General features: G+C 52.3%; 25 protein-coding genes. 12 read left to right on the plus strand and 13 right to left on the minus strand.

Features of this window, described 5'->3' with window-relative positions; genetic code table 11:
• Positions 1–138: 138 nt before the first annotated feature.
• On the plus strand, positions 139–1,341 hold the full coding sequence (locus B152_RS0113420; protein ID WP_020592942.1) for a phosphoglycerate kinase: 1,203 nt from the start codon (positions 139–141) through the stop codon (positions 1,339–1,341).
• Positions 1,342–1,385: 44 nt separating this feature from the next.
• On the opposite strand, the gene B152_RS0113425 is transcribed toward B152_RS0113420, so the two are convergent.
• The 4 genes from B152_RS0113425 to B152_RS0113440 form a co-directional block, all read right to left on the minus strand.
• Entirely contained in the window at positions 1,386–1,748 is a 363-nt protein-coding gene (locus tag B152_RS0113425; RefSeq protein WP_020592943.1) for an AzlD domain-containing protein, read from the minus strand.
• Positions 1,745–2,497 carry an AzlC family ABC transporter permease gene (locus B152_RS0113430; RefSeq protein WP_020592944.1) on the minus strand — a complete coding sequence of 251 codons (753 nt, stop codon included), beginning with the start codon at positions 2,495–2,497 and terminating at the stop codon, positions 1,745–1,747. The genes B152_RS0113425 and B152_RS0113430 overlap by 4 nt, the downstream gene beginning before the upstream one ends.
• A 209-nt stretch (positions 2,498–2,706) precedes the next feature.
• Entirely contained in the window at positions 2,707–4,254 is a 1,548-nt protein-coding gene (locus B152_RS25435; RefSeq protein WP_169337427.1) for a PAS domain-containing sensor histidine kinase, read from the minus strand.
• A 29-nt stretch (positions 4,255–4,283) separates the two neighbouring features.
• On the minus strand, positions 4,284–5,450 hold the full coding sequence (locus B152_RS0113440; protein WP_157231086.1) for a DUF2336 domain-containing protein: 1,167 nt from the start codon (positions 5,448–5,450) through the stop codon (positions 4,284–4,286).
• Between the two features lie 465 nt (positions 5,451–5,915).
• Between B152_RS0113440 and B152_RS0113445 the strand changes: the two genes are divergently transcribed.
• The gene (locus B152_RS0113445) at positions 5,916–6,185 is read left to right on the plus strand and encodes a hypothetical protein (protein WP_020592947.1); all 270 of its coding nucleotides are present in this window, start codon (positions 5,916–5,918) and stop codon (positions 6,183–6,185) included.
• Between the two features lie 150 nt (positions 6,186–6,335).
• Here B152_RS0113445 and B152_RS0113450 read toward each other — a convergent pair whose 3' ends face one another.
• A complete protein-coding gene (locus B152_RS0113450; protein ID WP_020592948.1) occupies positions 6,336–6,779 on the minus strand; it encodes an Lrp/AsnC family transcriptional regulator in 444 nt (147 codons plus the stop codon).
• Between the two features lie 189 nt (positions 6,780–6,968).
• Here B152_RS0113450 and B152_RS0113455 point away from each other — a divergent pair, with 189 nt between their 5' ends.
• From B152_RS0113455 to B152_RS26300, 3 genes are all read left to right on the plus strand, one after another.
• Positions 6,969–8,084, plus strand: coding sequence for an ornithine cyclodeaminase (locus B152_RS0113455; RefSeq protein ID WP_033406453.1), 1,116 nt, complete (start codon positions 6,969–6,971; stop codon positions 8,082–8,084).
• A gap of 215 nt (positions 8,085–8,299) precedes the next feature.
• Positions 8,300–9,226 (plus strand): citrulline utilization hydrolase CtlX, encoded by a 927-nt coding sequence (gene ctlX / locus B152_RS0113460; RefSeq protein WP_020592950.1) that lies wholly within the window; start codon positions 8,300–8,302, stop codon positions 9,224–9,226.
• Positions 9,227–9,521: 295 nt separating this feature from the next.
• Complete coding sequence (locus tag B152_RS26300; protein ID WP_020592951.1) at positions 9,522–11,630, plus strand: methyl-accepting chemotaxis protein; 2,109 nt, start codon at positions 9,522–9,524, stop codon at positions 11,628–11,630.
• 27 nt (positions 11,631–11,657) lie between these two features.
• Here the strand turns inward: B152_RS26300 and B152_RS0113470 are convergent, their stop codons facing one another.
• Entirely contained in the window at positions 11,658–12,560 is a 903-nt protein-coding gene (locus B152_RS0113470) for a LysR family transcriptional regulator (RefSeq protein ID WP_020592952.1), read from the minus strand.
• A gap of 131 nt (positions 12,561–12,691) precedes the next feature.
• Here B152_RS0113470 and speB point away from each other — a divergent pair, with 131 nt between their 5' ends.
• A complete protein-coding gene (gene speB, locus B152_RS0113475; RefSeq protein WP_020592953.1) occupies positions 12,692–13,657 on the plus strand; it encodes an agmatinase in 966 nt (321 codons plus the stop codon).
• A gap of 31 nt (positions 13,658–13,688) precedes the next feature.
• On the opposite strand, the gene B152_RS0113480 is transcribed toward speB, so the two are convergent.
• The 6 genes from B152_RS0113480 to B152_RS0113505 all read right to left on the minus strand — a co-directional run bounded on the left by B152_RS0113480 (position 13,689) and on the right by B152_RS0113505 (position 19,172).
• Positions 13,689–14,438 (minus strand): hypothetical protein, encoded by a 750-nt coding sequence (locus B152_RS0113480; RefSeq protein ID WP_020592954.1) that lies wholly within the window; start codon positions 14,436–14,438, stop codon positions 13,689–13,691.
• Between the two features lie 19 nt (positions 14,439–14,457).
• A complete protein-coding gene (gene ftsY, locus B152_RS0113485; RefSeq protein WP_020592955.1) occupies positions 14,458–15,399 on the minus strand; it encodes a signal recognition particle-docking protein FtsY in 942 nt (313 codons plus the stop codon).
• Between the two features lie 38 nt (positions 15,400–15,437).
• Entirely contained in the window at positions 15,438–16,745 is a 1,308-nt protein-coding gene (gene mtaB / locus B152_RS0113490; RefSeq protein WP_051083057.1) for a tRNA (N(6)-L-threonylcarbamoyladenosine(37)-C(2))-methylthiotransferase MtaB, read from the minus strand.
• Between the two features lie 106 nt (positions 16,746–16,851).
• The gene (locus tag B152_RS0113495; RefSeq protein WP_020592957.1) at positions 16,852–17,712 is read right to left on the minus strand and encodes an alpha/beta hydrolase; all 861 of its coding nucleotides are present in this window, start codon (positions 17,710–17,712) and stop codon (positions 16,852–16,854) included.
• 48 nt (positions 17,713–17,760) lie between these two features.
• Positions 17,761–18,600 (minus strand): diaminopimelate epimerase, encoded by an 840-nt coding sequence (dapF, locus tag B152_RS0113500; protein WP_020592958.1) that lies wholly within the window; start codon positions 18,598–18,600, stop codon positions 17,761–17,763.
• A 116-nt stretch (positions 18,601–18,716) separates the two neighbouring features.
• Positions 18,717–19,172, minus strand: coding sequence for a PAS domain-containing protein (locus tag B152_RS0113505; protein ID WP_020592959.1), 456 nt, complete (start codon positions 19,170–19,172; stop codon positions 18,717–18,719).
• A gap of 566 nt (positions 19,173–19,738) precedes the next feature.
• Here B152_RS0113505 and ffh point away from each other — a divergent pair.
• The 5 genes from ffh (at position 19,739) to rplS (ending at position 23,388) form a co-directional block, all read left to right on the plus strand.
• Entirely contained in the window at positions 19,739–21,112 is a 1,374-nt protein-coding gene (gene ffh, locus B152_RS0113515) for a signal recognition particle protein (RefSeq protein WP_020592961.1), read from the plus strand.
• A gap of 70 nt (positions 21,113–21,182) precedes the next feature.
• Positions 21,183–21,572: a 30S ribosomal protein S16 gene (gene rpsP, locus B152_RS0113520; protein ID WP_020592962.1), complete on the plus strand. Its 390-nt coding sequence runs from the start codon at positions 21,183–21,185 to the stop codon at positions 21,570–21,572.
• A 20-nt stretch (positions 21,573–21,592) separates the two neighbouring features.
• Positions 21,593–22,117 (plus strand): ribosome maturation factor RimM, encoded by a 525-nt coding sequence (rimM, locus tag B152_RS0113525; RefSeq protein WP_020592963.1) that lies wholly within the window; start codon positions 21,593–21,595, stop codon positions 22,115–22,117.
• Positions 22,118–22,171: 54 nt separating this feature from the next.
• Complete coding sequence (gene trmD, locus B152_RS0113530; RefSeq protein ID WP_020592964.1) at positions 22,172–22,903, plus strand: tRNA (guanosine(37)-N1)-methyltransferase TrmD; 732 nt, start codon at positions 22,172–22,174, stop codon at positions 22,901–22,903.
• Positions 22,904–22,959: 56 nt separating this feature from the next.
• Entirely contained in the window at positions 22,960–23,388 is a 429-nt protein-coding gene (rplS, locus tag B152_RS0113535; protein ID WP_020592965.1) for a 50S ribosomal protein L19, read from the plus strand.
• Between the two features lie 98 nt (positions 23,389–23,486).
• Here the strand turns inward: rplS and B152_RS0113540 are convergent, their stop codons facing one another.
• Positions 23,487–24,368 carry a DUF547 domain-containing protein gene (locus B152_RS0113540; RefSeq protein WP_020592966.1) on the minus strand — a complete coding sequence of 294 codons (882 nt, stop codon included), beginning with the start codon at positions 24,366–24,368 and terminating at the stop codon, positions 23,487–23,489.
• A 486-nt stretch (positions 24,369–24,854) separates the two neighbouring features.
• Between B152_RS0113540 and leuC the strand changes: the two genes are divergently transcribed.
• Entirely contained in the window at positions 24,855–26,261 is a 1,407-nt protein-coding gene (gene leuC, locus B152_RS0113545) for a 3-isopropylmalate dehydratase large subunit (RefSeq protein WP_020592967.1), read from the plus strand.
• The last annotated feature ends 15 nt before the right edge of the window (positions 26,262–26,276 follow it).

Raw genomic sequence — 26,276 nt, forward strand, 5'->3', positions numbered from 1 at the left:
AGTTTGGGGCAAGCCTGATGCGAGGCGGTTTGTGTAACCATTTCCTTCTTGAACTTGGCGGGGGGACTCTGTACCACTTTGGCTAATTAAAAAGCTGCCTGGACGACAGATTTCGTACAAGAATCACAGGAAGTAATGATGAGCCAGTTTAAAACGATCGACAATTTCGACCTGAACGGTAAACGGGTTTTGGTTCGGGTAGATTTTAACGTCCCCGTCGTGGATGGAAAAATTTCTGACAACAGCCGGATTGTCCGGGTTATTCCAACCCTGAAAGATCTGAAAGCCCGGGGTGCCAAAATTATCCTGATGGCTCACTTCGGGCGCCCCAAAGGCAAAGCCGTTCCCGAGATGAGTCTTTTGCCCGTTGTTGCCGGACTTTCAGAAGCACTGGGAGGTGAGAAAATCTCCTTTGCTTCAGACTGCATTGGTGCCGAGGCTGCCGCAAAGGTCGGCGCTTTGGGCGAAGGCGAGATCCTGTTGCTTGAAAATCTGCGGTTTCACGCCGGGGAAGAGGCCAATGACTCCGTTTTTGCTGCTGAGCTGGCCAAACTGGGAGATGTTTATATCAACGACGCTTTTTCAGCTGCGCACCGTGCCCATGCCTCGACAGAAGCCCTTGCCCGGCTTTTGCCAGCAGCGGCAGGCCGCTTGATGCAGATGGAGCTGGAGCATCTGGAACAGGCACTTGGCCAACCGAAACGTCCAGTGGCGGCACTGGTTGGCGGGGCCAAGGTTTCGACCAAACTCGATCTGCTTGGCAATCTGGTTGGCAAGGTCGATGTGCTGGTGATTGGTGGAGGAATGGCCAATACTTTCCTCAACGCCCAGGGGATTCCTGTCGGACGCTCGCTTTGTGAACACGAAATGGCAGATACGGCACGCACCATTCTCAAGGAAGCAGAGCAGAGGGGCTGCAAGGTCATTCTGCCTTCTGATGTGGTTGTTGCTGCTGGTTTGAGCGCAGGTGTTGCCACTTCTGTGGTGGCGGCAACAGCAGTTCCCGAAAACGAGATGATTCTTGATGCGGGTCCTGCTTCTGCGCAGGAGATTGCGGAAGAACTCAAAAGCTGCAAGACACTGGTCTGGAACGGCCCCTTGGGTTGTTTTGAAACGGAGCCTTTTGATCAGGCCACCAATCAGGTTGCCCGGGCTGCGGCTGCTTTGACCAAATCTGGTTCTTTGCTGACAGTTGCCGGGGGTGGGGATACGGTTTCAGCCTTGATCCACGCGGGTGTAGAGCAAGATTTTTCCTACATCTCGACGGCAGGTGGTGCTTTTCTTGAATGGCTGGAAGGCAAGACTCTGCCAGGTGTTCAGGTGCTGCAGGACGTCGCCTGAGATTAGAGCTGTTCATATATAGTTAAATAAAAACTGGGGCCTTTCTAGAGAGGTCCCAGTTTTGCCATCAGCACCAGAGCAATTGCGCCGGAGGCAACGCCGATAAGCAGGTTCTTGCGGGTGAGGAAAAATACCGCGAGCGAGATCACTGTTGCTCCGGCACGCTGCTCGATCGACAGGTCAGCCAGTGGGCCGATGGGAAGCAGGATCATGCGGGAGATCAATCCGGCAAGCAGGGCATAGGCGACACAGGTCACCCAGCGGAACAGGGCGCTGTCCTTGTCGACCTTTCCGGAAACAGCGACCCCAAGCGCCCGCCAGAAATAGGTGACTGCTGCTGCTGCTGCCAATGCGGCAAGGGGGGCAAGGAATTCTGGTGCCAGAAAATTTGAAGATATTTCGATCATTCCGTTTCGACTTTCCGGATCTTTCCTCTGGTCTGTCGCTCGGCGATATAAAAAGCAATGGTGCCTCCGATCAGGCCAGTAATCAGCAGATTCCAGTCAGGAGTTAAAAGGAAAGTCAGGGGACCCAGAATAGCGCCGAGGATCAGCGCTGTCGGGCGGCCAGGCTGGGTGAAGTCAGCGACAAAGACCAGCATGAAATAGACCGGATTGAGGAAAACCAGTCCCATGGTGATTTCTCCGGGCAGTATTCCTGGCAGGTAATAGCCGATGGCTGTGGACAGCATACAGATGCTCCACAGGGGAATAACAAAGCCGGTAAAATAGGGAAAACGCTGTTCTTCGGGTAACAAAGGACATTGCCGCATGGCGGCAGCCCACCCTGTCACCGCAATAAAATTACACATAAAATAATAAGCAATTTTAGGGGTGGTTTTATTCCTGATATGGGGCATGAGAACGATGGTCATGGGCAGCAAGCGGCAATTGATCAGGGCAACAGCTGCAGCAATGGCAAAAAGCGAGGCGTCGACGGCATAGAGCTCCATCGTAGCGATTTGGCCAGGTATAGCCCAGTTTATGCCAGAGGATAGCAAGGCATGCCAGATTTCGAGCCCGGTTTCACTCACCAGAGCGCCAAAACCCATATAGGTACTGCCGAGGATAATGGCAGGAATTCCAAAGGCATCCTTGCAGCCATTGATATAGGCAAGACGCCGCGAGCCAAAATCCCGGGGAGGGGAGCTTTTCATGTCCGGGAGAGACTCCGGGAATAGTTTCAGGGAGATAAAGGCTATCACAGCATAGAGTGTAGGGGGTATTTTCTTGCTGCTATGCGGCAAAAAATATTGCGATGCAATACCGGCAGGCAGATTTTAATGCGGCTAAGGTTTGAATTTTTGAGGCTGGAATGTCTTGAGGTCTGATTTACTCAGGTCTGATTTACTCAGGTTTGATTTACTCAGGTTTGATTTCCGGCGTCAGTCATAATTCGTGATGCAGGTAACATGCAGGTTACTGTTGTCCCTTTTTCAGGCTGGCTTGTCATGGAGAGGTCGCCCCCATGCAGGCGTACGAGGCCAAGCGCAAGGGGCAAGCCGAGCCCTGTGCCGTCAAATTGTCGACTGAGTGTGCTATCGATCTGTGAAAAAGGCTCGAAAGCTTTGGGAATATCCGCCTCGGCGATACCAATTCCTGAATCAGTGACAATAAATTCAAAATCCCCCTTGTCATTGATGCCGCCCGAGAGTTCGACAACACCTCCAGATGGTGTGAATTTAACCGCGTTGGCAAGAATGTTGATCAGCACCTGCTTCAGCTTGCGTTGATCGGCATAGAGCATGGGCAATTTCGACGGCAATGACAGTTTAAGCTTAAGTCCGGCGTTTTCTGCGCGTTCAATCATCAACCGCTGAACCGAGACGGCAAGCTTCAGGGGATCCATTGTGTCTTCGAGCAGTTCAAGTTTGCCTGCTTCAATCTTTGCCACATCCAGGATGTCGTTGATCACACTGAGAAGGTGGCGGGCCGAGAAGTGGATATCGTGGGAATACTCATGGTACTGCTTGTTGCCCAGAGGGCCGAGCAGTTGGGAAGACATCATTTCGGAAAAACCGATAATGGCATTCAGAGGCGTGCGCAATTCATGGCTCATGTTTGCCAGAAACTCTGACTTGGCCCGGTTGGCAACTTCCGCTGTTTCCTTGGCAACCTGCAGGGCACTTTGCTGATGCTGCTGTTCGGTGATATCCCGTGCACTGCCCCTATATCCTGCGTACTCCCCGCCGTTGCGGGTGTAAAACGGGAGGCCACTAAGCAGAAACAGCCGTTCGTCCTTGTTCCGGGTTGCGATTTTGAGCTGCTCATCGCGGAAAGGGTTATGGATGCCTCTGCCTCTTGGGTCATCAAAGACCCTTGTTGCGGTCAGGGAGAGTTCCTTGATATTTTTGCCCAGGAGTTCACTGGGGTGATAGCCGAGGATTTTTTGAACCTGGGGAGACACATACGTCAGGTTGAGTTTGCTGTCCGTTTCCCAGGTCCAGTCTGAAACCAGACGCGCCATGTCGTTCAAACGGTCGGTAACGGTTGCGAGGGCCTGCTTTATCTGGATGATTTCATCATTTGGCCGGAGCACGACCGCCGTTGCGCCAGCAGTATTGGCGGTATGATCGAGGTGATGGTAGGACGCGAGATAGTGTGCAGGTTTGCCATTCTGCAGGATGATGTATTCGTCAGGATCCTGGCCACCCGCCAGTTTTATAGCTTCGATTTCCCCTGCAGTGTAGGGAGGGGAAAGAGCATTTTCGAGCAGGCTGGTACGGGCAATCTCGTCGGCAATCGCTTCATAAGCAGCATTGGCAAAGATGATCTGGCCATCACTGTTGATCACACAGGTTGGTGGCCCGTTGTGAACGATGTCGTTTTTCAATGCTGAAATAGCTTCAAATGCCCCGCTCAGATTGTGCGGCAGGCCGTTCCCTTTTTTTATTTGGTCACGGTCTTTCGGCATCTTGACAATGCGACCCCTGCTTCCTCGTGTCATGATGTTGCTTGTGCCCCACCTGTAATTTTCTGTACGTCAGGTGGGGAAGACAGCTTGGACACGGCATTCTGATAAGAAGGATCCATGCGCCAGCTATCGGCGATCAGCTTTGCATCATCGACACTAACCTTATCATATATCAGCATGGCACGGGATAGATCTCTTGGATCCGTCGTCTGGCCTTCCGGATGCCCCTTGCGGCTGAGAAGAAAGATTGTAGCAAACATCTGTTTGGGAATACCCATGGCAAGGCAAAGAATAGCAACCCCTTCGCCTTTGGTTTTATAGAGTGCCTTGCGAAGTCCGTCGAGACGAAAGCCACTCATCTCACAGAACATGGCTTCAAACAGCTCAATTTCTCCCTGCCGCAGGGACTGGACCAGAGCGGCGGTGGTCAGCTTCTTGTCCTTGTTGAGTTTCCGGGCCAGAGCCGTTGCGGGCTTTTCCTGCGGGGCTGTCAGGCGGTCCCGATCAATAAGTTTGTGGACACCGGATTGAATCCGGTTGTCGAGGTCCTGGATGTCGACGGGGAAGTTTCTGAGAATATGGGACCGTAGCGCTGCGGAAACCCACCAGTACATTCTCTCTGCCAGATAAAGCGGAAGATCCCGGCGATTGATCAGGGGCTCCTGGAAATCATCGATCCGCCGCGACTGCTCACTAAGATATTCGAGCGTCAGCGTTGTTATCTCTGCAGAATGATTTTCAAGCAATGTCTTGATGACATCCTTGTGCCCTGTATTGATCAACGCGTCTGAAACCTCTGAACTGATATCATTGCGCATCGCGATCGAGAGCTGGTGCTGATGTGTTCTGGTTTTGATAATATCGACCAGATCCTCGTCTTCAATAATCGGGCTGTCCATCAGAATGGGGCGGGCGACTTCAATTTCGTCATTGGCGAGCATCAGGATAAGTTCGTGCGGGACCGTATTGGCCGAGGAGAGTTCATCGCTCAAAGCCTTGCGGACGAGGATCTCGACATCACTGATCAGCTTGCCCAGGATGTCGGTCATAAGGGCTCTTTCCAGTTCAGAAAGGGCTTTTTCTTCGTTTGAAAAGAGGCTGCCGATTGTGCGCGCAAGGGTCTCCCGACCCTTGACCGAACGGTCCAGAGCCATAGCGAGCAGTTTTTGCAGGTTTTGGTCTTGGTTCTCTGGCAAAGGAACCCCCGCTTTCTTTATCTAACCCCGATTGCGCTACTTGCGCGATTTATGCCTCATCTTAAGGCACTATTTTTATCTGTTATCTGAGAGAACAGGCCTAATGGCGCGATCTCGCAGTAAAAAAATAATTACACCGAAATTAATAAAGAGAGTCTTAATTTTTTATGACAGGTCCAAGTATGGCAGAAATGATTTCTTCGACCTACTAAATATAGAGTTGAAGTTGTCTTCTTGTCACTATTTAGATGTCCCTGGTGATCTTGAGAGGCTTTGTTTAGAAGGATTCAAGTCAAATAATTGAAGTGAGAATCGGGCGTAATTTTCCTTTTTTGGTGTGAATACTGATGATTTTCCCTAATTAAGGGTGGACTTTTACTGATCGCGAGTTCTGTTGACTTGGAGGGTGGTTCTGGTAGAGGAGGCGTTAAGCATATTTTTACTCCCGGAAGGCACACTACATCTATGAAAATTTCCAATCGTTCCGATATCAGCACGACACCTGGTGCACCAGTGGTTAATCTCCGGGAGAATGCTGGAAAACTCTCTGGTGTAGATGGCACTGTCCATCAGCCTGCGCGTTTGCGATCCCTAAAGACACTGAAACCTTTTAGCGGGGATCTCCGAGCAGGGGGGATCGGCGAGATTCTACGGGAGCTTTTCGAGGCGGCCCGGATGGCAGCTGAGTCCGGGCGGATTATGCCGCGGGGCTCATTCCTGAACATTGTTGTGTAATTCTAACGTTATTTCCTTTTGATCGAAATAGAACAAAAGAGAAGGAAACGCGACAAGCCAAATAGCTAAAGCACTTTTGCCCTTTCTGATTAAGCAAAAATGTTGTGGCATTTTTTCAAACAATCCTGTGGTTTGAGTTCTGTGTTTTGCCTAGACGGAACTGAGAAGAATGCTTGTTTCGCTGTTCAGGATGCCTTCAATCATTCTGACTTCCCGTAAAATCCGGTCAAAATCATGCAGGTTCTCTGCTCTGATTTCAGCGATGAGATCCCAGCTGCCATTTGTTGTGTGCAGGGTGTGAAGCTCGGGAAGTCCTCTGAGTTTTCGGATAACCTGGGTTGTTGAGCGCCCGGCAACTTCGATGGTCATAATCGCCTTGATCAAACCGGGTTCACTGTCTTCCCGGGCGCGGATTGTGAAACCGAGGAGAGCACCCGTTTCCAGAAGTCTGTCTATCCGGTTTTGTACCGTGCCTCTGGAGACTTTCAGGATCTGTGCGAGTTTTGAAATGGAGGCCCGGCCATCCCTGCGTAGTACCGTGATCAGTTCTCTGTCCAGATCGTCAAACTTGTACAGGGGGTCTTTTGTATGCATGAGGGGTTTCTTGAATTACTGGTCAGGGTGACATAATGATAATATCAACTGTCATTATGTCAAATTTTCTGAATAAATTTGTACTTTTCTGGCATTTTAGGCAGCAGCCTGCCCGAATACTCTGGGTGTCATGATCAGGAAAGGATGCAGCAGGCATCCAGGTTTCACTCAAAAAAGCAGGCACTGAAAATGAAAAAGCGATCCCCGCAGTTCTCCCCGCAGCTCTCCCCGCAGTTCTCTCAGGGGCAACAAAATCAGGTTCCCTTTGTCAGTGTGGAGCATATGACAAAGATTATTCTTGCTCAGGGGATCGAAACATTCTTGTCAGAACTGACCGGCTATATCGAAGACGATTACAAACGCTGGATGCTTTTTGACAAGACGCCCCGGGTTGCCTCTCATTCGCAAGAAGGGGTGGTGGAGTTGATGCCGACCAGCGACGGAGAAATCTATAGCTTCAAGTATGTTAACGGGCATCCCAAGAACAGCAAAAAAGGGCTGCAGACTGTCACGGCCTTTGGCGCGCTTTCGGATGTTGGCAGTGGCTATCCTGTGCTTTTGTCAGAAATGACAATTCTGACAGCTCTGAGAACAGCGGCAACCTCTGCCCTTGCGGCAAAACATCTGGTGCTGGGGGGCGAAGAAAAAACGGGATCCTCACTGACAATGGCGATTATCGGGAATGGCGCACAGTCCGAGTTTCAGGCGCTGGGGTTCAGGGCGGTTCTCGGGATTGAGAAACTGCGGCTTTACGATATTGACGGGACGGCAACAGACAAATGTGCAGACAACCTTGAAAAACTGGGGTTCCAGATTGTCCGTTGTAATTCTGTGGAGGACGTGGTTCTCGGTGCAGATATCATCACAACTGTGACTGCAGACAAACAGAACGCAACAATCCTGACGGATAACATGGTTGGTGCCGGTGTCTATATAAATGCAGTTGGGGGAGACTGCCCGGGCAAGACGGAACTGCATCGGGATATCCTGCTGCGGGCGGATATCTTTGCCGAGTACCTGCCGCAAACCCGTATAGAAGGGGAAATCCAGCAACTGGATGCAGACCATCCGGTCACCGAACTGTGGGAAATTATCCAGGGAAAGTCGGACTGGAAAAAAGGCCGCAAAAATGTGGTTCTCTTTGATAGTGTCGGCTTTGCCATCGAAGATTTTTCAGCCCTGCGTTATGTTAAGGATCTGTTGCTCAAGACGGACCACTTTCAATTGCTGGACATGATTGCCGAGCCAGAAGACCCCAGAAATCTTTATGGTCTGTTGCAGCGTTCTCACCAGTCTGCAGCCTGATTTTCTGACGTTTTATGCTGCCCCTATACCAGTGTCCGGAATCTGAAATTCGCTACATTTCGCAATAGTCTCCGCACGAATTTCGGATCCGGTCAGGACACTGGTAATTATATGATTCCAGTGTGGTTTAGGGATTTGTACTTCGCCAGCGGAGTAGCTGAATACTAGGTAGCGAAGTTCAAATCCACCACACCAGGGATAATCCGAGGTTCAAGATGAAAAGTCACAGTGTGCAGGCTCCTTCAGCCGTGGTGCTGATCCGTCCCCATCATTTTTTCCCAAACCCGCAAACTGCTGCTGATAACAGCTTTCAGGCGGATAACATTGACGGCAGTCCCGATGCGGTTGCCAAAGCGGCCTTCCGGGAGGCAAGTGAAGTGATTGCGACCTTGGAGGGGCGGGGTGTTCGTGTCCATGTTTTTGAAGATGAAACCGACCAGACACCTGATTCTGTCTTCCCCAACAACTGGTTCTCGACTCATCCTGGCGGGCATATGGCAATCTATCCGATGTTTGCTGCAAACCGGCGAAAAGAACGCCGACATGATGTCGTGGATATGCTCAAGCAGAAATACAGGGTCCAGGAAGTTATCGACTATTCTGGGCTTGAACCGGATGGCCTCTTTCTTGAAGGGACAGGGGCAATGGTGCTGGATCATATTGAAAGAATTGCCTATGCAATCCGGTCCAACCGGACTGATCCGGTATTGCTCGAGCGATTCTGTACGCAGTTCAATTATGAACCGATGGTCTTTGAGGCGCGGGATCGCAAGGGTGTTGCCGTTTACCACACCAATGTCCTGATGTGTATCGCGACAGACTTTGCCGCGATTTCACTGTCCATGGTGGCGGAAGCCAAACGCAGAGCCGAAATTGTTCGTCGCCTGGAGGAATCCGGTCGTGAAATTATTGATCTCTCGGAAGAACAGATTGCCCGTTTTGCGGGGAACATGATGGAGGTTAGGGGGAAAGACGGGAGAATCCTGGCTTTATCCCAGACGGCTTATGAGGCGTTGGGCAGAAGTCAGATTGAAACCATCGAAAGCTATATCCCTCTGGTTCCCCTGAACATTCCGACGATTGAAAAAGCCGGGGGCTCTGTGCGTTGCATGTTGGCCGGGATACATCTTTCATCCCGGTGAGGGTCCGGGAAAGGCAACTTCTAAATTCACAGGATTTATAAAGGACCGTACAGCAGGGGACTTTTTCTGATCGGAATAGAGGGCGAAGCGGCAAATTATAGATTGAAGTGATATCTTCTATCGGTTTAGGCGATAATATGTCGGTTTTGTCGCTTATATGTAACATTCACAGCTTGGAATTTTTACTTTTCTCTCTTTTTGTCTGATTTCTGTGGCAAATATTAGTGTAATGTTAAAGGATCGTGCCTAGCGTTCATATTGTCCGGAAGATGATATCCATTCAGGGAGTTACCCGATGCTGTCCAGAGCCCTTACAATTCGTAACAGTCTTTATGCTGTCGCCTTGATTTTGACGGGTCTTGTTATCTATCAGGCCGCAACGTCAGCATTACGGGACTGGCAAGATTATCAGGGGGCTCAGGCAACACTCGAATCAAACCGGGTCGAGGGGCATCTGATAACTGCGGCAAAGTACTGGGCTGAGGAAAGATCGTTGTCCAATGTCGCAATCGCCGACAGTCAGGTGGTTTCCGAAGCGGGAAAAGCAGCACTGGCTGCCGCACGTGAAAAAGCGGATGGAAACTATCTTCTGGCGATAGAATGGCTGGATGCCCAGGGGGACTTTGCCAATAAGAAAGCCGTGCTCGAGGAAACTCAGAGCGCCTTTGCCGCCTTGCAGGAGCTCCGCCCGGGGGTCGATACCTATATTTCGGTGCCAAAATTTCAACGGGATCGTAAAGTCGGCGATGCGGCTGAGCCTACAATTACCACGATGATCATGGCATCAAAAATTTTGCGTGACCGCAGTGCCTTTCGCCCGATCGAGTCAGGGGCAGAGTTCAACAGCATACAGCAGTTGAAGAACAGTGCCTGGGTGATGAGCGAATATGCCAGCCGGGAGAAAGCCGGTATCGCCTATGCTATTTCCAAAAAGGTCAAGTTGAGGGGAACACGCCTCAAGAACTTTTTTACGGACCGCGGTCGTCTGGAAGTCGCCTGGAGCGAATTTGTTGCTTATGGACATCAGCCTGATGCCCTGCCGGCTATTACGGGGGTAATTGTTGAAATGGAGAACTCCTTTTTCAGCGAGAAAGGATTCGAGGGGCTGCGGGAGGATGTTTATAAAAAGGGTATCGACGGGGATGATTACCCCGTTGATGAAGCCACCTGGTCAAAACAGTCAGAAGCTGCGATCAGCCACATCTGGGATCTGGTTGACCTGACCAACGCAAAGTCAGTGGAACTCGCGAATATTGCTGCGGCTGAAAGCTGGAGCCGCCTGGTTATGCGGGCGATTATCCTGTCGATTGGTGTCGCGGCTGGTCTGGTTTCATTCTGGATTGTTGCTGTGCGGGTGATCCTTCCTCTCAAATCGATTACAAAGTCGATGCAGGAACTTGTCGATGGCAATCTGGATGTCGAGATCTCCGGGGCCGAGCGGCAGGATGAAGTGGCAGACATGGCCCGGGCAGTGCTTGTTTTCCGAGACAATGCCCTGGAGGTTAAGCGTCTCGGGCTAGAGCGCGAAGAAACTGAACGGCGCGCTGAAATAGAAAAGCGGCAGGCGATGGTCGAGCTTGCGGATCGTTTTGAAAACGAGGTCAAGGGGATCGTCCAGACCGTTTCCGCTGCAGCAACCGAAATGCGCAGTACAGCCGAGAGTATGCAGGTTACGGCAGGAAACACCTCGCAACAGGCGGTGGCAGTGACTTCAGCATCTGAACATGCCTCGGGTAACGTCCAGACTGTTGCGGCAGCGGCAGAGGAGCTTTCCAGCTCTATCAACGAGATCAGTCGTCAGGTCAGCCAGTCGACAACGATTGCCGGGGATGCGGTCGATCGGGCTGATGATGCAAACCAGCAGGTTACAGGCCTCTTGGCGGCTTCAACCAAAATCGGGGAGGTGATCAAGCTGATCTCTGATATTGCCGAGCAAACCAATTTGCTTGCCCTGAATGCTACCATTGAAGCGGCAAGAGCGGGGGATGCCGGTAAGGGCTTTGCTGTGGTCGCCAGCGAGGTCAAAAGCCTTGCGACACAAACGGCAAAAGCTACAGAAGAAATTTCACTGCAGATTACCGGAATTCAGGGGGCGACGGATACTGCTGCGGATGCTATCGGGAAAATTACGGGAACGATCAAGCAGATCAACGAAATTACGGCATCCGTCGCTGCAGCTGTTGAAGAACAAGGCGCGGCGACACAGGAGATTTCCCGTAATGTCCAGGAAGCCGCAGCAGCAACTGGCGAGGTAACGTCAACCATTTCAGACGTTACCGGTGGCGTGGAAGAGACGGGACGTTCGGCACAGGATGTGCTGGCTGCTGCGTCTGAACTTTCGCAGCAAGCCGAGATGCTGAATGTTCAGGTCGACAACTTCATTCATGAAATCAGGAGTGCCTGATCTGATCGGCCAGGAGTTTTCGTGGTCTCAGGATTGTCCCGAGGAAATTTGCAGTTCCTGGATGAAGCCTCTGACGACTGGTGACAGATGGGTTCCTGCACGGGTGCCCAGTTCAAAGGCTGATGTATAGCCGAAACGATCGGGGTGGAGGCAGCGGAGCTGGCCCGTCTCGACCCAGCGCCGGGCATAATGGTCTGGCAGATGACCGAGAAAATGCCCGGTCATGATCAGATAGACCAGCCCTTCCATATGGTATGATGTTGCGTTAAAAGCCCCGCTGCCCAGATTTGAGGGATGGGGGCGCCCGGCTGTGTAGCCGCGCTGTGCCTGTCGGTGAACTGTGATGTCAACTTCAGCAATCTCCTGTTCTTCCGCCTCGAACAGCGGGTGGCCTTTCCCGCAGTAGAGATTTTGGTGTTCCTCAAACAAGGTGCTGTAGTTAATGCCCGGCAGGTGTCTGGGAAAAGCGCCGATGATGACGTCCAGCCGCTGTTCAAGGAGTTCCCGTTCCAGCTGGTTGGGTGATAAAACGGTCAGAACAATCTCGATATCTGTTTTTGGTTCCAGAAAATTCTGCAGGGCTTTTGTCATTGGCGCTGAGGGATGGGTTATCAGATTATCTGCAAATCCCAGAGACAGCCTGCCGCTGAGTTCTTGTTTCAGATCCGAGACCACACTTTTGAAGCCGCTGATCTGATGAAACAGGGTTCGGGCGGCCTTGTAGATATTCTCTCCTTCACTTGTCAGCGAAAAACCTGTGCGCCCTCTCTGGCAAAGACGTAATCCCAGCCGGGTTTCCAGATCAGATATCTGGGAGCTGATGGTGGAGACGCTGGTATTCAGCTCGGCCTGGGCAGCAGAGAAGCCCCGACAGTCAGCCACAGTAATGAAAACTCTGAGAAGCCGGAGATCGATAGTATCAAACTGCATAATAGTTAGATTTTTATCAAAGTTAATTTTGTTATTTGGTAATTTATCTAACTATTGGCGGGAGCGATACTCTTTTCAGATTTTCTTGAAACCAAGTCAGACCAGACCCGGACCAGATGAGGATAAATTTGATGAGCGATGTAACACAGTTGCCCCCTGATGGATTGGATATGCCAAGGTTTAGTGGCATTGCCACCTTTATGCGCCTGCCGCATGTGAGCGATTTTTCCGGTTACGACATCGGGATTATCGGTATCCCTTGGGATGCGGGAGTGACCAATCGTCCTGGAACGCGCCATGGACCCCGGCAGTTACGTGACATGTCCAGCCTGATCCGGCGGTATAACGGGGCAACCTGGGTTGCACCTTTTGACGACTGCCGAATTGCTGACTTCGGCGATGTGAAGATTAATCCGGTGGATATGGCTGTGACGATGGAGCGGGTGAGCGATTTTATTTCGTCTGTACGTCAGGCAGGGGTCATGCCGATGGTGGCCGGGGGAGATCATATGATTAGCCTGCCAGTCTTGCGCGGGCTGGTTTCCGGGCGAGGGCCTGTCGGAATGGTACACTTTGATGCCCATATGGATGTGAATGACAGCTATTTTGGTGGCAGCAAACTGACGCACGGCACGCCGTTCCGCCGGGCGATTGAGGAGGGTTTGCTCGATCCAAAAAGGGTGGTCCAGATCGGTATTCGTGGGTCACGGTATGATCGTTCTGATGAGGAATATGCCAGGGAGGTGGGCATCAGGGTTATCACGATTGAGGAATACTATGATCTGGGGATCAAACAGGTTATTGCCGAAATACACCGGGTCACGGGACAGGGAGAAACCTATGTGACCTTTGATATCGATGCACTTGATCCCTGTTATGCACCGGGAACGGGGACACCGGAGGTCGGTGGCTATACTCCCTTTGATGCACAGGTCATGATCCGCAGCCTGGGAGACCTGAACCTGATCGGGGCTGATCTGGTGGAGGTTTCTCCCCCTTTTGACCAGTCGGGTAATACCGCAATTGTCGGGGTTAACCTGATGTTCGAGCTGATCTGTGTGCTGTCGCAGGCGCGTTGCAGGCAACAGAACCGGTAAGTTTTTGAGAAGGGTGTGTTTGCAGAAAGCGTTATTTTGCTTCAAAGGAAAGCTGAAATTGAGACATGATCATCCGGGTCAGTTGCCAACCTTGAAGACTGATCCGGCGGGTATCTTCATTGCAGCTGGATAGCGGGTTTGATTCGGCGCTTGTAAAGGCATTGTCCAGAGCTGCCGGATCGGCCTTGTCCATGTATCGGTCCAGATAGGTTTGGCGCAAGGCTTTATAGCCCACAGAAAGCTGTTCTGCATATTCTGGCAGGAGGTGCTGGCAGAGAGCATTTGTGCCTGCGGCATCTGCGACGACCTGTAATCTGTCCTGGTTAAACGCCAGATCGCTTATCCCGGGGGCATAGGTTTGTCCGGTGAGATCATGAGTTAACTCACCCGCCCTGAGCAGGGAAAAGTTGATAAAATCTTCAGATTTCTGATCACAGGTGAACTTGTCTCCCTGTGCGACCTGGAGAGCACTGTTTCGGATCATTGGCAGGATGGGTGTGTTGGTAAAAACCTGATTAAGGGTGATATCCAGCTGATACTGTTGCCAGTAATATTCCTGACGATACTGGGGGGCAAGCAGATTGCAGCGTTCTTCCAGCGCAAGACCCGCGGCGATTTTCCCGTAACGCTCTATGACTTCATTCTGATTGAATTGTTTCGGTTCTTCGGCGTGTGAAAGTACTGTTGTTCCGATGGCAAAAGAGAGCAGGCCTGCCAGTGTCAAGCAGGCGTGCCCGAGCCAGGCAAAAAGAGGATTCCGAGGCGCATAACGAGAGATCATCTGCTTGTCCTGTTCTGGCTCAGCTGTTGCCCAGTCCCATGAGGGAGCGGGAAAAATCACGGGCTGTAAAGGGGCGAAGATCTTCGGCTGTTTCACCAACCCCGATGGCGTGAACCGGGAGACTGTACTTTTCGGCAAGGGCAACCAGAATCCCCCCCCGGGCTGAACCGTCAAGCTTTGTGACAACCAGACCCGTAATATCAATCAGTTCCTTGAAGGTGCCGATCTGGGACAGGGCATTTTGCCCTGTGGTTGCATCAAGAACCAGAACAATGTCATGCGGCGCTGTGGCATCCAGTTTGCGGATAACCCGGAGAACCTTTTGCAGTTCTGCCATAAGATCTGACTTGTTGTGCAGACGCCCGGCAGTATCGATTAACAGGACATCGGCCTTTTCCGAACGGGCGCGTTCGATTGCTTCGTAAGCCAATCCGGCGGCGTCTGAGCCAGTTTCTTTTGCCACGACTGGACAACCGGTTCTTTCGCCCCAGATCTGCAGCTGTTCAATCGCTGCAGCGCGGAAGGTGTCGCCAGCTGCCATCATAACCTTCAGGCCCCGGGCTTTATAGTGGCTGGCGAGCTTGCCAATAGTCGTGGTTTTCCCGCTGCCGTTAACGCCAACCATCAAGATAATGTGTGGTGCTTTTGTGCCATCAGGTTCAAGGGGAAGGGCGACCGGCTCGAGTATCTTTTCAATTTCAGCCGCGAGGCTCTCCCGGACCTCAAGCGGATCAACATCCTTGTCGAAGCGTGTCTTTGCCAGATTGGCAGCCAGTCGTGCCGAGGTGGCAACACCGAGGTCTGAAGTGATCAGAAGTTCTTCGAGTTCCTCGATGCTTTCATCATCGAGTTTTCTCTTGGTGAAAATGCTGCCGATACCATCGCCCAGCTTGGACGATGAACGGCTCAGGCCAGCTTTGAGGCGGGAAAACCAGCCGGATTTTTTGTTTTCGTCACTCATACCTGGGCCATCACTGTTTGTTCTTATTGTGTTGATTTTTATTGGGCGGCGATCACGTTCCGGGCAGCTTCTGCTGCGGGGCTGCCGAGCGGATAGGCAAGAAGCCTGTTGTTCTTAATTCCGGCAATATAAACTGGAACGATTTCTCCTGTGCTGTCGCCTTCCAGCTCTTCAATCTGAATCGGCGCATAATGTTCGCAGCGGCCAAAGCCGTTCTTTTCAACCAGCACCTGGGCCGTCTGCCCGACCCTGCTGCGCAAAAAGCGCTGTTCCGCGATCTCGCCAGCGGAGCGCAGGCGCGCTGCACGTTCCTTGCGCAGATTTCCGGGTACCTGGGGCATTTTTGCGGCAGGTGTCCCAGGTCTTTCCGAATAGGGAAAAACATGGAGATAGGTGAGGTCAAGTTCATCAACCAGAGCAAAGGTGTTTTCAAACATCTCGTCGCTTTCCGTCGGGAAACCGGCAATGATATCAGCACCAAAAACCACATCCGGGCGCAGGTCGCGGGCCCGTCGGACCATCTTGATCACATCCTGACGCAGGTGGCGGCGTTTCATACGCTTGAGCACCATGTCGTCACCTGCCTGTAATGAGATGTGCAGGTGTGGCATAAGTCGGGGTTCTTCGGCAATCAGGCGGTAGGTGTCCTCGTCTATTTCGACTGGATCAAGAGAGGAAAGACGCAAGCGCTTCAGCCCGGGAACAAGAGCAAGCAGTCGACGGGTCATCTGACCCAGCGTGGGCTTTCCAGGCAGGTCCAGCCCGTAGTCGGTGATGTCTACGCCTGTGAGAACAACTTCTTTTACACCGTTATCAACCAGAGTTCTGACCTGTTCTGTGATGGCGCCGATGGGGACCGAACGGTTATTGCCCCGGCCAAAAGGGATGATACAGAAAGTGCAGCGGTGATTACAGCCTTGCTGAATCTGGACAAAGGCGCGGGTGTGTTCTTCAAAGCCGTGAACCAGGTGGGCCGCGGTTTCTTCTGCTTCCATAATGTCATTGACGGCGACACGGGCACTGCCTTCAAGATCAAAGCTCTCCCGCTTCAGCTTTTCTTCGTTGCCGAGAACGTGATCGACTTCCTTCATTGAGGCATAGGCCTCGGGATTGATCTGGGCTGCGCAGCCTGTAACGATGATCTTGGCATCGGGGTTGTCGCGCCGGGCTTTGCGAATGCTCTGGCGCGCCTGTCTTTCCGCTTCGGTCGTGACAGCACAGGTATTGAAGATAATGGTGTCAGACAGGCCAGCCTCGCGCGCATGCTGACGCATCACCTCGGACTCGTAAGTATTGAGGCGGCAACCAAAAGTAACGATCTTAGGGTCTGTCTGCTGCTTAGTCATGCGGCTGTTATGACCTATCGGATTGTTCTTGTCCAGAAGCTGCTGTGCAAGCCTGCTATGAGGTTTAATAAGGGGTTTCCCTGAAGCAAGCTGTTAGCTGTAGGACTTATTGGGCATAAACAGCCTGTTGGCTTTCTTCTGTTAGCTGTTGCTGAATATAGTTCCAGATTTTTGGTGTCTCTTCCGTCCTGAAGCAGCGGCTCCAGGGATACGCGTGGAAGTCTGAGATACCACAGGATTTTGGGGATTGGATAATAAGCTGTAGGTTTGACATCCCCGTCATGAAGTACAGATCTGTGGGAGGGGCAAAGGTGTCGCCAGTAAAGGCATAGACCAGTCCAGGCTTGCCCCTGGCTTTTTCGACGGCTGCTTTCCATGTGTTGTAATGGGGGGCGAGTTCTTTTGTTTCTCTGCTCTTGCCTGTATGGGCAAAACCGTATCCGGGAGCGGTGACAATAAAACCATTAAAAGCATCGGGGATGTCGGCTGCAGCGACAAGGGTTGTTGAGGCGCCTCCTGAGTGTCCAAGCAGGAAGGTGCGATCTGCAGAGACGCCGTGGGCTCTAAATAGTCCCAAAATTCTTGAGATTTCTGTGCTGCGGCGAAAATAACGCTGTTGCTTCGGGTCCCCGCCGCTGCTGACACCAATTTCCTGGGAACAGAGATAATATAGAACCGTCTGGGGATGTTGGCGGACGATTGCCCGGGCATAGGAAGGGATTTGATCCGGGTAACACTCCTGCCCGATACCGCTGTTTTCTGTGCCGTGATTATAGATAAAAAGCACGGTCTCTTCCGGATTTGGGATGTAGCGCCCCAGGTCCGAGGCAAATTTGTCCCGCTGTACGTAATTGAAGTTGTCGCCAATGGCGAAGGCCCCATGGGGATTTTTTATCTCGGCCTGCTTTACTGTCTGGCAAGCGCTCAGGACCAGTACTGTGATGAGAAGGGAAAAGACTTTGTGCATTACTCTCACAAATCCGCAGGTTTGTCTGGAGGCTTTTTTGCAGTCACTTCAGCTCACGTTCAGCAATTCGGGAGCAATTTCACCTCTGAAGGCAATTGATACCGGGCCGGTCATAAGGACCTGGCCATTCTCCAGCCAGTTTATCTGTAAACTGCCGCCGTCAAGATCGACCTGGACCTCCCGGTCAGTGAGGCCGCGGCGGGCCGCAGCAACAGCCGCAGCGCAGGCCCCGGTGCCGCAGGCAGAGGTAATGCCCACGCCCCGCTCAAAAACCCGGAGGCGCAAATGGTTTTTACCTATAAGCGCTGCGACGCCAATGTTGGCGCGTTCGGGAAAGAGCGGGTGATGTTCCAATCTTGAGCCAAGAGCATCAAGCTCAATGGCCTCGGCATCTTCCACAAAAAAGACGGCGTGGGGATTGCCCATATTAACGCCGACGGGGTTTTTCAGTGGAGGGAGCTTGATACCGATATTGAGCGTGTCTCTTTCTTCTGTCAGCGGGATCTCCTGCCACTCAAGCCGGGCAGGGCCCATATCCACCGTGACCAGATTTTTATGGGACTGTTTGGCGTGAAGGAGGCCTGCGAGAGTTTCGATTGTAACGTGCTCGCTCTCGGCTTCTTGCATGATAAGGGAGGCGATGCAGCGTGTGGCGTTACCACAGGCACCAACCTCACCGCCGTCAGCATTTCGGATACGCATAAAGATATCAGCGTCCTGGTGAACCGGGGGCTCGATAATAATGAACTGGTCGCAACCAATCCCGAATCTGCGATCGGCAATCAGTCGGGATTGCTTTTCTGTTGGGTTGAACGGCTCTTGACGGGCGTCAATGACGACAAAATCGTTGCCGAGACCGTGCATTTTGATAAAGGCTCTGCCGTTCATTTATGGGTGCTCATCTGTCGAAAGTTACTTGAATGCTTTTGCCTGCTGACCGCTGCGACTTGTGTCTTAGAATTTATAAAGGGCGAGTGGGGGAGGAGTCCATTAAATTTGAAGATCTAGAGGAGCTTGGACTTCTTGGTGTAGGCCAGAATGATAAAGAGCATGTCAACATTTTTCCCATCCAGGGCAAGGGGCATGATGAGGTCTTCTACATCAAGAACATCCTTCTTCGGGCCGACATAAGGCGTATAGGCATAAATAGGTTTGCTTGTTTCAACCGCTGCGCGGCAGTTGGTCCAGACAGTACTCGGTGATTTCTGGTTGGGAATGTTGCTGATCCATTCCGAGGTGTAGTCCCTGTGCAGAAGCGGGACGACTTTTGTACCGACCAGCCTGTAGCGAAAATCCAGGGGATTGTGCTGTACATCAAGCAGGATAATGTGCGGAAGAAAAGCGACCATTTCCAGAGGATCAATATGGGGTCGGCCAGGGATCAGGCCAACAGGGCATTTGCTCAGCCAGTACTGATAGGCCAGCTTGACGGTTCTGGTTCTGAAAGTAACATCAAGCATTCCCCGTCTCAGTGTCCTCTGTTGTTGATGTTAGAGAAACCTGTATGGGAGTTGCTCCTGAACAAAGAGTGCTGCCCTATTTGCGATATTCAAGCCTTTCCTTAATCTGGCCGTGGTTAAGGCGGTCTGATTTTGATATTTAGAGTATACAGGTTTTCTCTGGAGAGCAGAGGGTTGTTGCAAGGGCCTGTCGGGTGAAGAAATTCCGGGGCTGATGTTCTGCAACGTAACATCTTGATGTAAGAAGTTTTCCTGTTCGATGATGAGGCAAGAGTTACTCTTGCAGGCACCCCGCCTGAAAGGGAGGTCTGATCGCCTTGAAGAGGGCGAATCCGGTTGATCCGGGGCTTGGAATCCTCTGAATTCCGAAAGGGCTTGACCTGGGAGCCTGCTTTTAATAGGTTCCACACAATTATCAGTCATGGATCAGTGTATCCGGCTCCAAGGAGCTCCGCCAGTCCGCGAGTATCGCGCACTGGCGACAATTGCATTTGGTCTGTGTTTTACTGATTTTTGTCAGAGGATTTTCCTCTGGCCAGAGCAGTAAAAGAGAGTAAGAGAAACATATGTTTGATAGCCTTCAGGAACGTCTTGGTTCCGTCTTTGACAAGCTGAAACGCCGCGGTGCGCTGAGCGAAGCTGATGTAACAGCTGCGCTGCGTGAGGTCCGTGTTGCCCTGCTTGAAGCTGACGTGGCCCTTCCTGTGGTTAAAGATTTTGTCGAGAAGGTCAAGGTTGAGGCCGTTGGACAGAATGTTCTGAAGTCGGTTACGCCGGGCCAGATGGTGATCAAGATCGTTAATGATCAACTGTCTGCCATGCTTGGTGCGGATCATGTTGGTTTGAACCTGCAGGTGACACCGCCAGCCGTGATCATGATGGTCGGTTTGCAGGGCTCGGGTAAAACCACCTCGACAGCCAAGATCTCCAAGCGCCTGACCGAAAAAGAACGCAAGAAAGTTCTGATGGCTTCTCTGGACGTTCGCCGTCCGGCTGCGCAGGAGCAGTTGCGGGTTCTGGGGGAGCAGATTGCTGTCCGGACCCTGAATATCGTTCCCGGCGAACAGCCTGTTGCCATCGCCAAGCGCGCGGTCCAGACCGCTGCGCTGGAAGGTTTTGATGTCGTCATGCTCGATACCGCCGGTCGCCTGGCGATTGACGAAGAACTGATGGCCGAAGTTGCAGCTGTTCGGGATGCGGCAAAACCAGCAGAAACGCTGTTGGTCGCCGATGCCATGACCGGGCAGGATGCGGTAAATGTTGCGGATACCTTTAATCAGAAGGTTGGTCTGACCGGGATTGTGATGACCCGGATGGATGGTGATGCACGCGGTGGTGCGACCCTGTCCATGCGTGCGGTGACCGGTTGTCCGATCAAGCTGATGGGTGTGGGTGAGAAGCTGGACGAGCTGGAGGATTTCCATCCTTCCCGTGTGGCCTCGCGTATTCTCGGCATGGGCGATATCGTGTCGCTGGTCGAGAAGGCATCCGAGAATTTTGAGCTGGAGGAAGCTGAAAAGCTCGCCGCCAAGATCCAGAAGGGCAAATTTGATCTGAACGATCTGGGAAGCCAGCTCAAGCAAATGCAGAAGATGGGCGGACTGTCCAGTCTGATGAACATGTTGCCGGGCATGAATGCCGGGCAGATGAAGAAACTGAAAGATGCCAAGCTCGATGACAGTATCATCAAGCGTCAATTGGCAATTCTTTCATCAATGACCCCTCTGGAACGGGAAAAGCCGGAAGTCATCAAAGCAAAGCGGCGTACCCGCATTGCCGGTGGTTCCGGGACTTCGGTCCAGGAGGTAAACAAGCTTCTGAAGCAACACCAGGAAGCGGCCCGCATGATGAAGAAAGTCCAGAAGATGGGCAAAAAGGGCATGATGCGGGGCGGGTTGCAAAACCTTATGCCTCCTGGAATGGGGGGCTTCCCTAAATAAGGGAGCGACCCGAACAGAATACTTCTGAAAATCTAGAGTACCAAGTTTAGTTATAACAAGAGGAACTGAAATGGCTGTTAAAATTCGCCTCGCCCGCGGCGGCGCCAAGAAGCGTCCATACTACTCGATCGTAGTAGCGGATGCTCGTGCTCCACGTGACGGTCGCTTTATCGAAAAGATCGGCGCTTACAATCCAATGGTGCCAAAGGATCATCCTGAGCGTCTTGTTCTGCGCGAAGAACGTGCAAAACATTGGCTCTCTACCGGTGCTCAGCCAACGGATCGTGTTGCACGTTTCCTTGGTGATCTCGGCCTGGTCGAGAAACGCTCTATTCCTGAGCAGACCAAGAAAAGCCAGATGAAGGCGAAAGCCAAAGAGCGTCTGGAAGAGAAACGCCAGGCTGCTGAAGCCGCTGCTGAAGCTGCCGCTGCTGCTTCTGAAGAATCTGCAGCCGAGTAATTTTGAGGATACCTTGTCCCATGGCTTTGGACCGTGACAACTGGATTTGTGTAGGTGTGATCGCTGGTGCGCACGGTGTGCGTGGCCAGGTGAAGATCAAAAGCTATACGGAAAATCCGGTTGATGTGGCGTCTTATGGCCCGGTGAGTGATGATTTCGGAAACTCTTTCGATATCAAGATTACCGGACAGGCCAAGGGTACTGTTCTGACGCAGCTCAAGGGGGTGACCGATCGTGATCGCGCCCAGGAGATGCGGGGAACAAAATTGTATGTGAACCGTGATCTTCTGCCCAAGCTGAATGAGGATGGCGAATATTACTACTCTGATCTTGTTGGCCTGCAGGTCGAGAACCCCCAAGGTGAGGTTCTGGGCACTGTAAAAGGTGTTTTCAATTTTGGAGCGGGAGATATTCTCGAATTCACCAGCGCAGGCGGACGGCCGGAAATGGTCAGCTTTACAGAAAGCACCGTTCCGGTTGTGGACCTCGAAGGGCGTCGCATTGTTGTTGCGTTGCCTGAAGTTGTCCTGGGTCGGGAAGGCTGAGTAACAGGCTGAAAGGTCTGGAAGTCAGTTTTTCAAACCGGGTTGCTAGACAGGATGTTGGATAAAGTGGCAGCAAGCTGGAAAGCAACAGTTCTAACGCTTCACCCGGATATGTTTCCGGGTTCGCTGGGGTTGTCCCTGGCAGGACGGGCGCTTGAAAAAGGCACGTGGGAGCTGGAAAAGGTGGACATTCGCGATTTTGCGGATGATAAACACCGGACTGTTGATGCTATCCCTTTCGGGGGTGGTGCCGGGTTGGTGATGCGTCCAGATGTTGTCGATGCAGCGCTAAATTCCGTGGCCGACAATGGCGGTCCGGTAATCTATCTCTCGCCGCGCGGACGGCTGCTCGATCAGGATCTGGTCAAGGAGCTGGCGGCAGGACCCGGGGTAACTCTCCTTTGCGGGCGTTACGAAGGGATTGATCAGCGGGTCCTCGAGGCTCGCGAGGTGATAGAGGTTTCGGTTGGAGATTACATCCTTTCCGGTGGCGAACCGGCGGCGCTGATCCTGATGGATGCCGTTATTCGTTTGTTGCCGGGGGTTATGGGTAACAGGGAATCCGCAGACGAGGAATCGTTTGAACTTGGGTTGCTGGAATATCCGCTCTACACGCGTCCTGCAGAATGGCAGGGGCGTCAGGTGCCAGAGGTTCTGACCTCGGGTCACCACGAGAAGATAAAACAGTGGCGCCAGGAACAGGCGGAAGAAATCACCAGGGAAAGACGCCCGGATTTATGGGCCGAGTACCTGGTCAAACGTAACGATACCAAGCTGGGCCGTTAGGTCCGTTTTAACCTATACGGGTCTGTGGCCCCGAAAGAATGGTAGAGGATAGAAACATGAACGTAATCGAGAAGCTGGAAGCTGATCAGGTTGCCAAACTTGTCGAAGGCAAGAGCAACCCAGAGTTCTCCGCTGGTGACACCATCCGTGTGAATGTTAAAGTTGTTGAAGGTACCCGTGAGCGTATCCAGGCCTTTGAAGGTGTCTGTATCGCCCGCAAGAACGCTGGCCTGAACTCTTCTTTCACAGTCCGTAAAATCTCCTACGGTGAAGGCGTCGAGCGTATTTTCCCGCTTTACAGCCCGCGTCTGGACTCCATTGAGCTGGTTCGCCGCGGTGATGTGCGTCGCGCCAAGCTTTACTACCTGCGTGGCCGTCGTGGTAAGTCTGCACGTATCGCAGAAAAAACCACCGGTGCTGCTGGTAAAGCTGCTGCAACTGATCGCGCTGAAAAAGCCGCTATCAAGGCAGCTGCCAAGGCTTAATTCCCTTCGCGGGAAAAGCGGTCTGAATCAAAAAGGGTGCCTTTTCGGGCGCCCTTTTTGTGTTTGCAGCCTGTGTCCCTCTTATTCGGACAGTTTAATCAGGAGTCTGTTGAGGCGGTTGTGACCACGGGGACACTGTTGAGCTTCCAGTCATAGCGGTGATCTGTCAGGTCGCGTACCTTCATCAACTGATCACGTTTTTCGTCAGAAGCATAGTTGCGCAGATGTTCGAGAATGGCGGCATCACTCTGACCAAAATCTTCTTTAAACCAGACATAAATACTGGAAATAACCGCGTCATTGTCTTTGGAGATGCTAACGGCGCGGGGATGGTCGATGAACTGCCGGGCGGCCAGGTTCAGCTGTTCGTCCAGATCTGTGCTGCTTTCCAGTGCCTTTGCCGGAATATCAGGGCAACCCAGTGATGCGCAGTTGAGCACATAGTGGATGCGAGGGTCCTTCCAGATCGGGCGCAGGATTCCATGTTCAATGTCATTGAGAGACAGCTTTTCGCCTTCAATGCGCAGCAGTTTCTTTTCCCAGGGGCCGGAAGAAAAAATACCGGGAGAGATGTTGATTTCCTTGATGCTCTCGACAGGCTGGTGCTGGAGTATCAGCTGAACGGTCACGGCGTTGTAGAGATTGACCCAGAAAGCAAACTGTTCATCCCGGTTTAGGGTGCTGACGGGCATTGCCTGAAGTTTGCTAATGTAACTTGCCAGTTTCTGTTGATCATCGCCGGTGACACGATGATAGGCCAGGCGGGCAATCCCATCATAATGGCTTTCCCGATATTTTTCGAGAAAGCCTGTCCAGCTTTTGTGGGAGATGGTTTCATCGTTCTCGGCATCGACTGCAGTCCAGTGGGGCAGAAGTTCGGCACCAGGCGCCAGCAGGGCTTCAAAAGAAGAGATTCCGGCAACAAGAAAGCCTGCAGCTATGACGAGGATAAGAGAGGCTCGACGGAAAGGGCGAGTCATGGGGGCTCCTTGAAAATATCTTGTAGCGAAAATATCTTGTAGCTGCGCCAAGTGAGTATTTAGGTCTTGATCATGTATGGCGGATGTTTTTAGCGATACTATGCGCAGAACAGGGCGATTTTGTGAGTGATCGTCTGGTAACAATCCTGTGGCTAAAATGGGATATTCTGTGATTGCTTCACTATCATTTTGATTCTGTTTCGTTTCTGAACAGAAATCTTGTGCCTTCATCGCAGGTTCTCAGATGTCATTCGAGGATGATTGCGCAGGAATAAAAATGTGATGACCGGACTCGGCGTAATTTTCTTGTCGTCAGAGTGCGAAAAATGGAATTATTCGTTCTAAAAGGCTTTTCGCCGCAATGCGGAAGCGCTATGCTCCGCGCGAACTTGTAGTATGGTAGTTGGCCGCTGTTTGAGGTTGCTGCATCTGGCAGAACCGAAGAGGTGGGGAACAGCCGCTGAAAAAAACGAGGATTGAGTTAGGATGAGTAACCCGCGCACCCTTTTCGACAAGATCTGGGATAATCATGTTGTCCACCGTCAGGATGACGGTACCTGCCTGTTGTATATTGACCGCCATCTGGTCCACGAAGTGACCAGTCCCCAGGCGTTTGAAGGACTCCGGATGACCGGACGCAAAGTGCGTCGCCCGGAAAACACCCTCGCGGTTCCTGATCATAACGTTCCGACCTCCGGCCGGGCCCAGGGCATTGCCGACGAGGAAAGTCGTATCCAGGTTGAAACACTTTCTCGCAACTGCGAAGAATTCGGTGTTCAGCTGTTCGGCATGAACGACATTCGTCAGGGCGTGGTGCACATCATCGGCCCCGAGCAGGGCTTTACTCTGCCGGGTATGACAATTGTTTGTGGTGACAGTCATACAGCTACGCATGGCGCTTTTGGCTCACTGGCTTTTGGTATCGGAACATCCGAGGTTGAGCACGTACTCGCGACCCAGACCCTGATCCAGAAACCCGCCAAGAACATGCGGATTACTGTTGAGGGCGATCTGTTGCCGGGTGTGACGGCAAAAGACATGATCCTGCATATCATTGGTGTGATCGGAACTGCTGGTGGAACCGGCTATGTTATCGAGTATGCCGGGGAAGCCATGCGCAAGCTTTCCATGGAAGGCCGGATGACCATCTGTAACATGTCAATCGAAGCGGGTGCACGTGCCGGACTGATTGCACCGGACGAGACAACCTTTGAGTACATCAAGGGTCGCCCTCTGGCGCCGAAAGCCGGAAACTGGGAACAGGCTGTTGCCTACTGGAAAACCTTGCCGTCTGATGCTGGCGCGAAATATGACAAGGAAATCATAGTCAAGGCTGCCGATATCGAACCCCAGGTAACTTGGGGCACTTCACCGGAAGATGTGGTTGGTATTTCCGCTTTTGTTCCTGCACCGTCAGACGGACGTGACGCGAACAAGAAGTCTGCGATCGAACGGTCGCTTGACTATATGGGGCTAAAAGCCGGGCAGCGGGTTCAGGATATCACTATCGACAAGGTCTTTATCGGCTCCTGTACCAATGGCCGGATTGAAGATCTGCGTGAAGTCGCGCGGATTGCCAAGGGTCGCAAGGTTGCCGAGAGTGTCTATGCGATGATCGTTCCGGGATCCGGACTGGTCAAGCTGCAGGCGGAGGAAGAAGGTCTGGACGAGATCTTTACTGCTGCCGGGTTTGACTGGCGCGAGCCTGGTTGTTCCATGTGTCTGGCGATGAACGCCGACCGCCTGTCTCCGGGCGAACGCTGTGCTTCTACCTCCAACCGTAACTTCGAAGGCCGTCAGGGTCGCGGGGGGCGTACGCACCTCCTGAGCCCGGCCATGGCTGCTGCAGCAGCAATTGCAGGACATCTTGTTGATGTCCGTGATTACGAATAAGCGCTGAAGCGAAGG

The sequence above is a fragment of the Kiloniella laminariae DSM 19542 genome (genome assembly GCF_000374005.1).
Lineage (GTDB): Bacteria > Pseudomonadota > Alphaproteobacteria > Kiloniellales > Kiloniellaceae > Kiloniella > Kiloniella laminariae.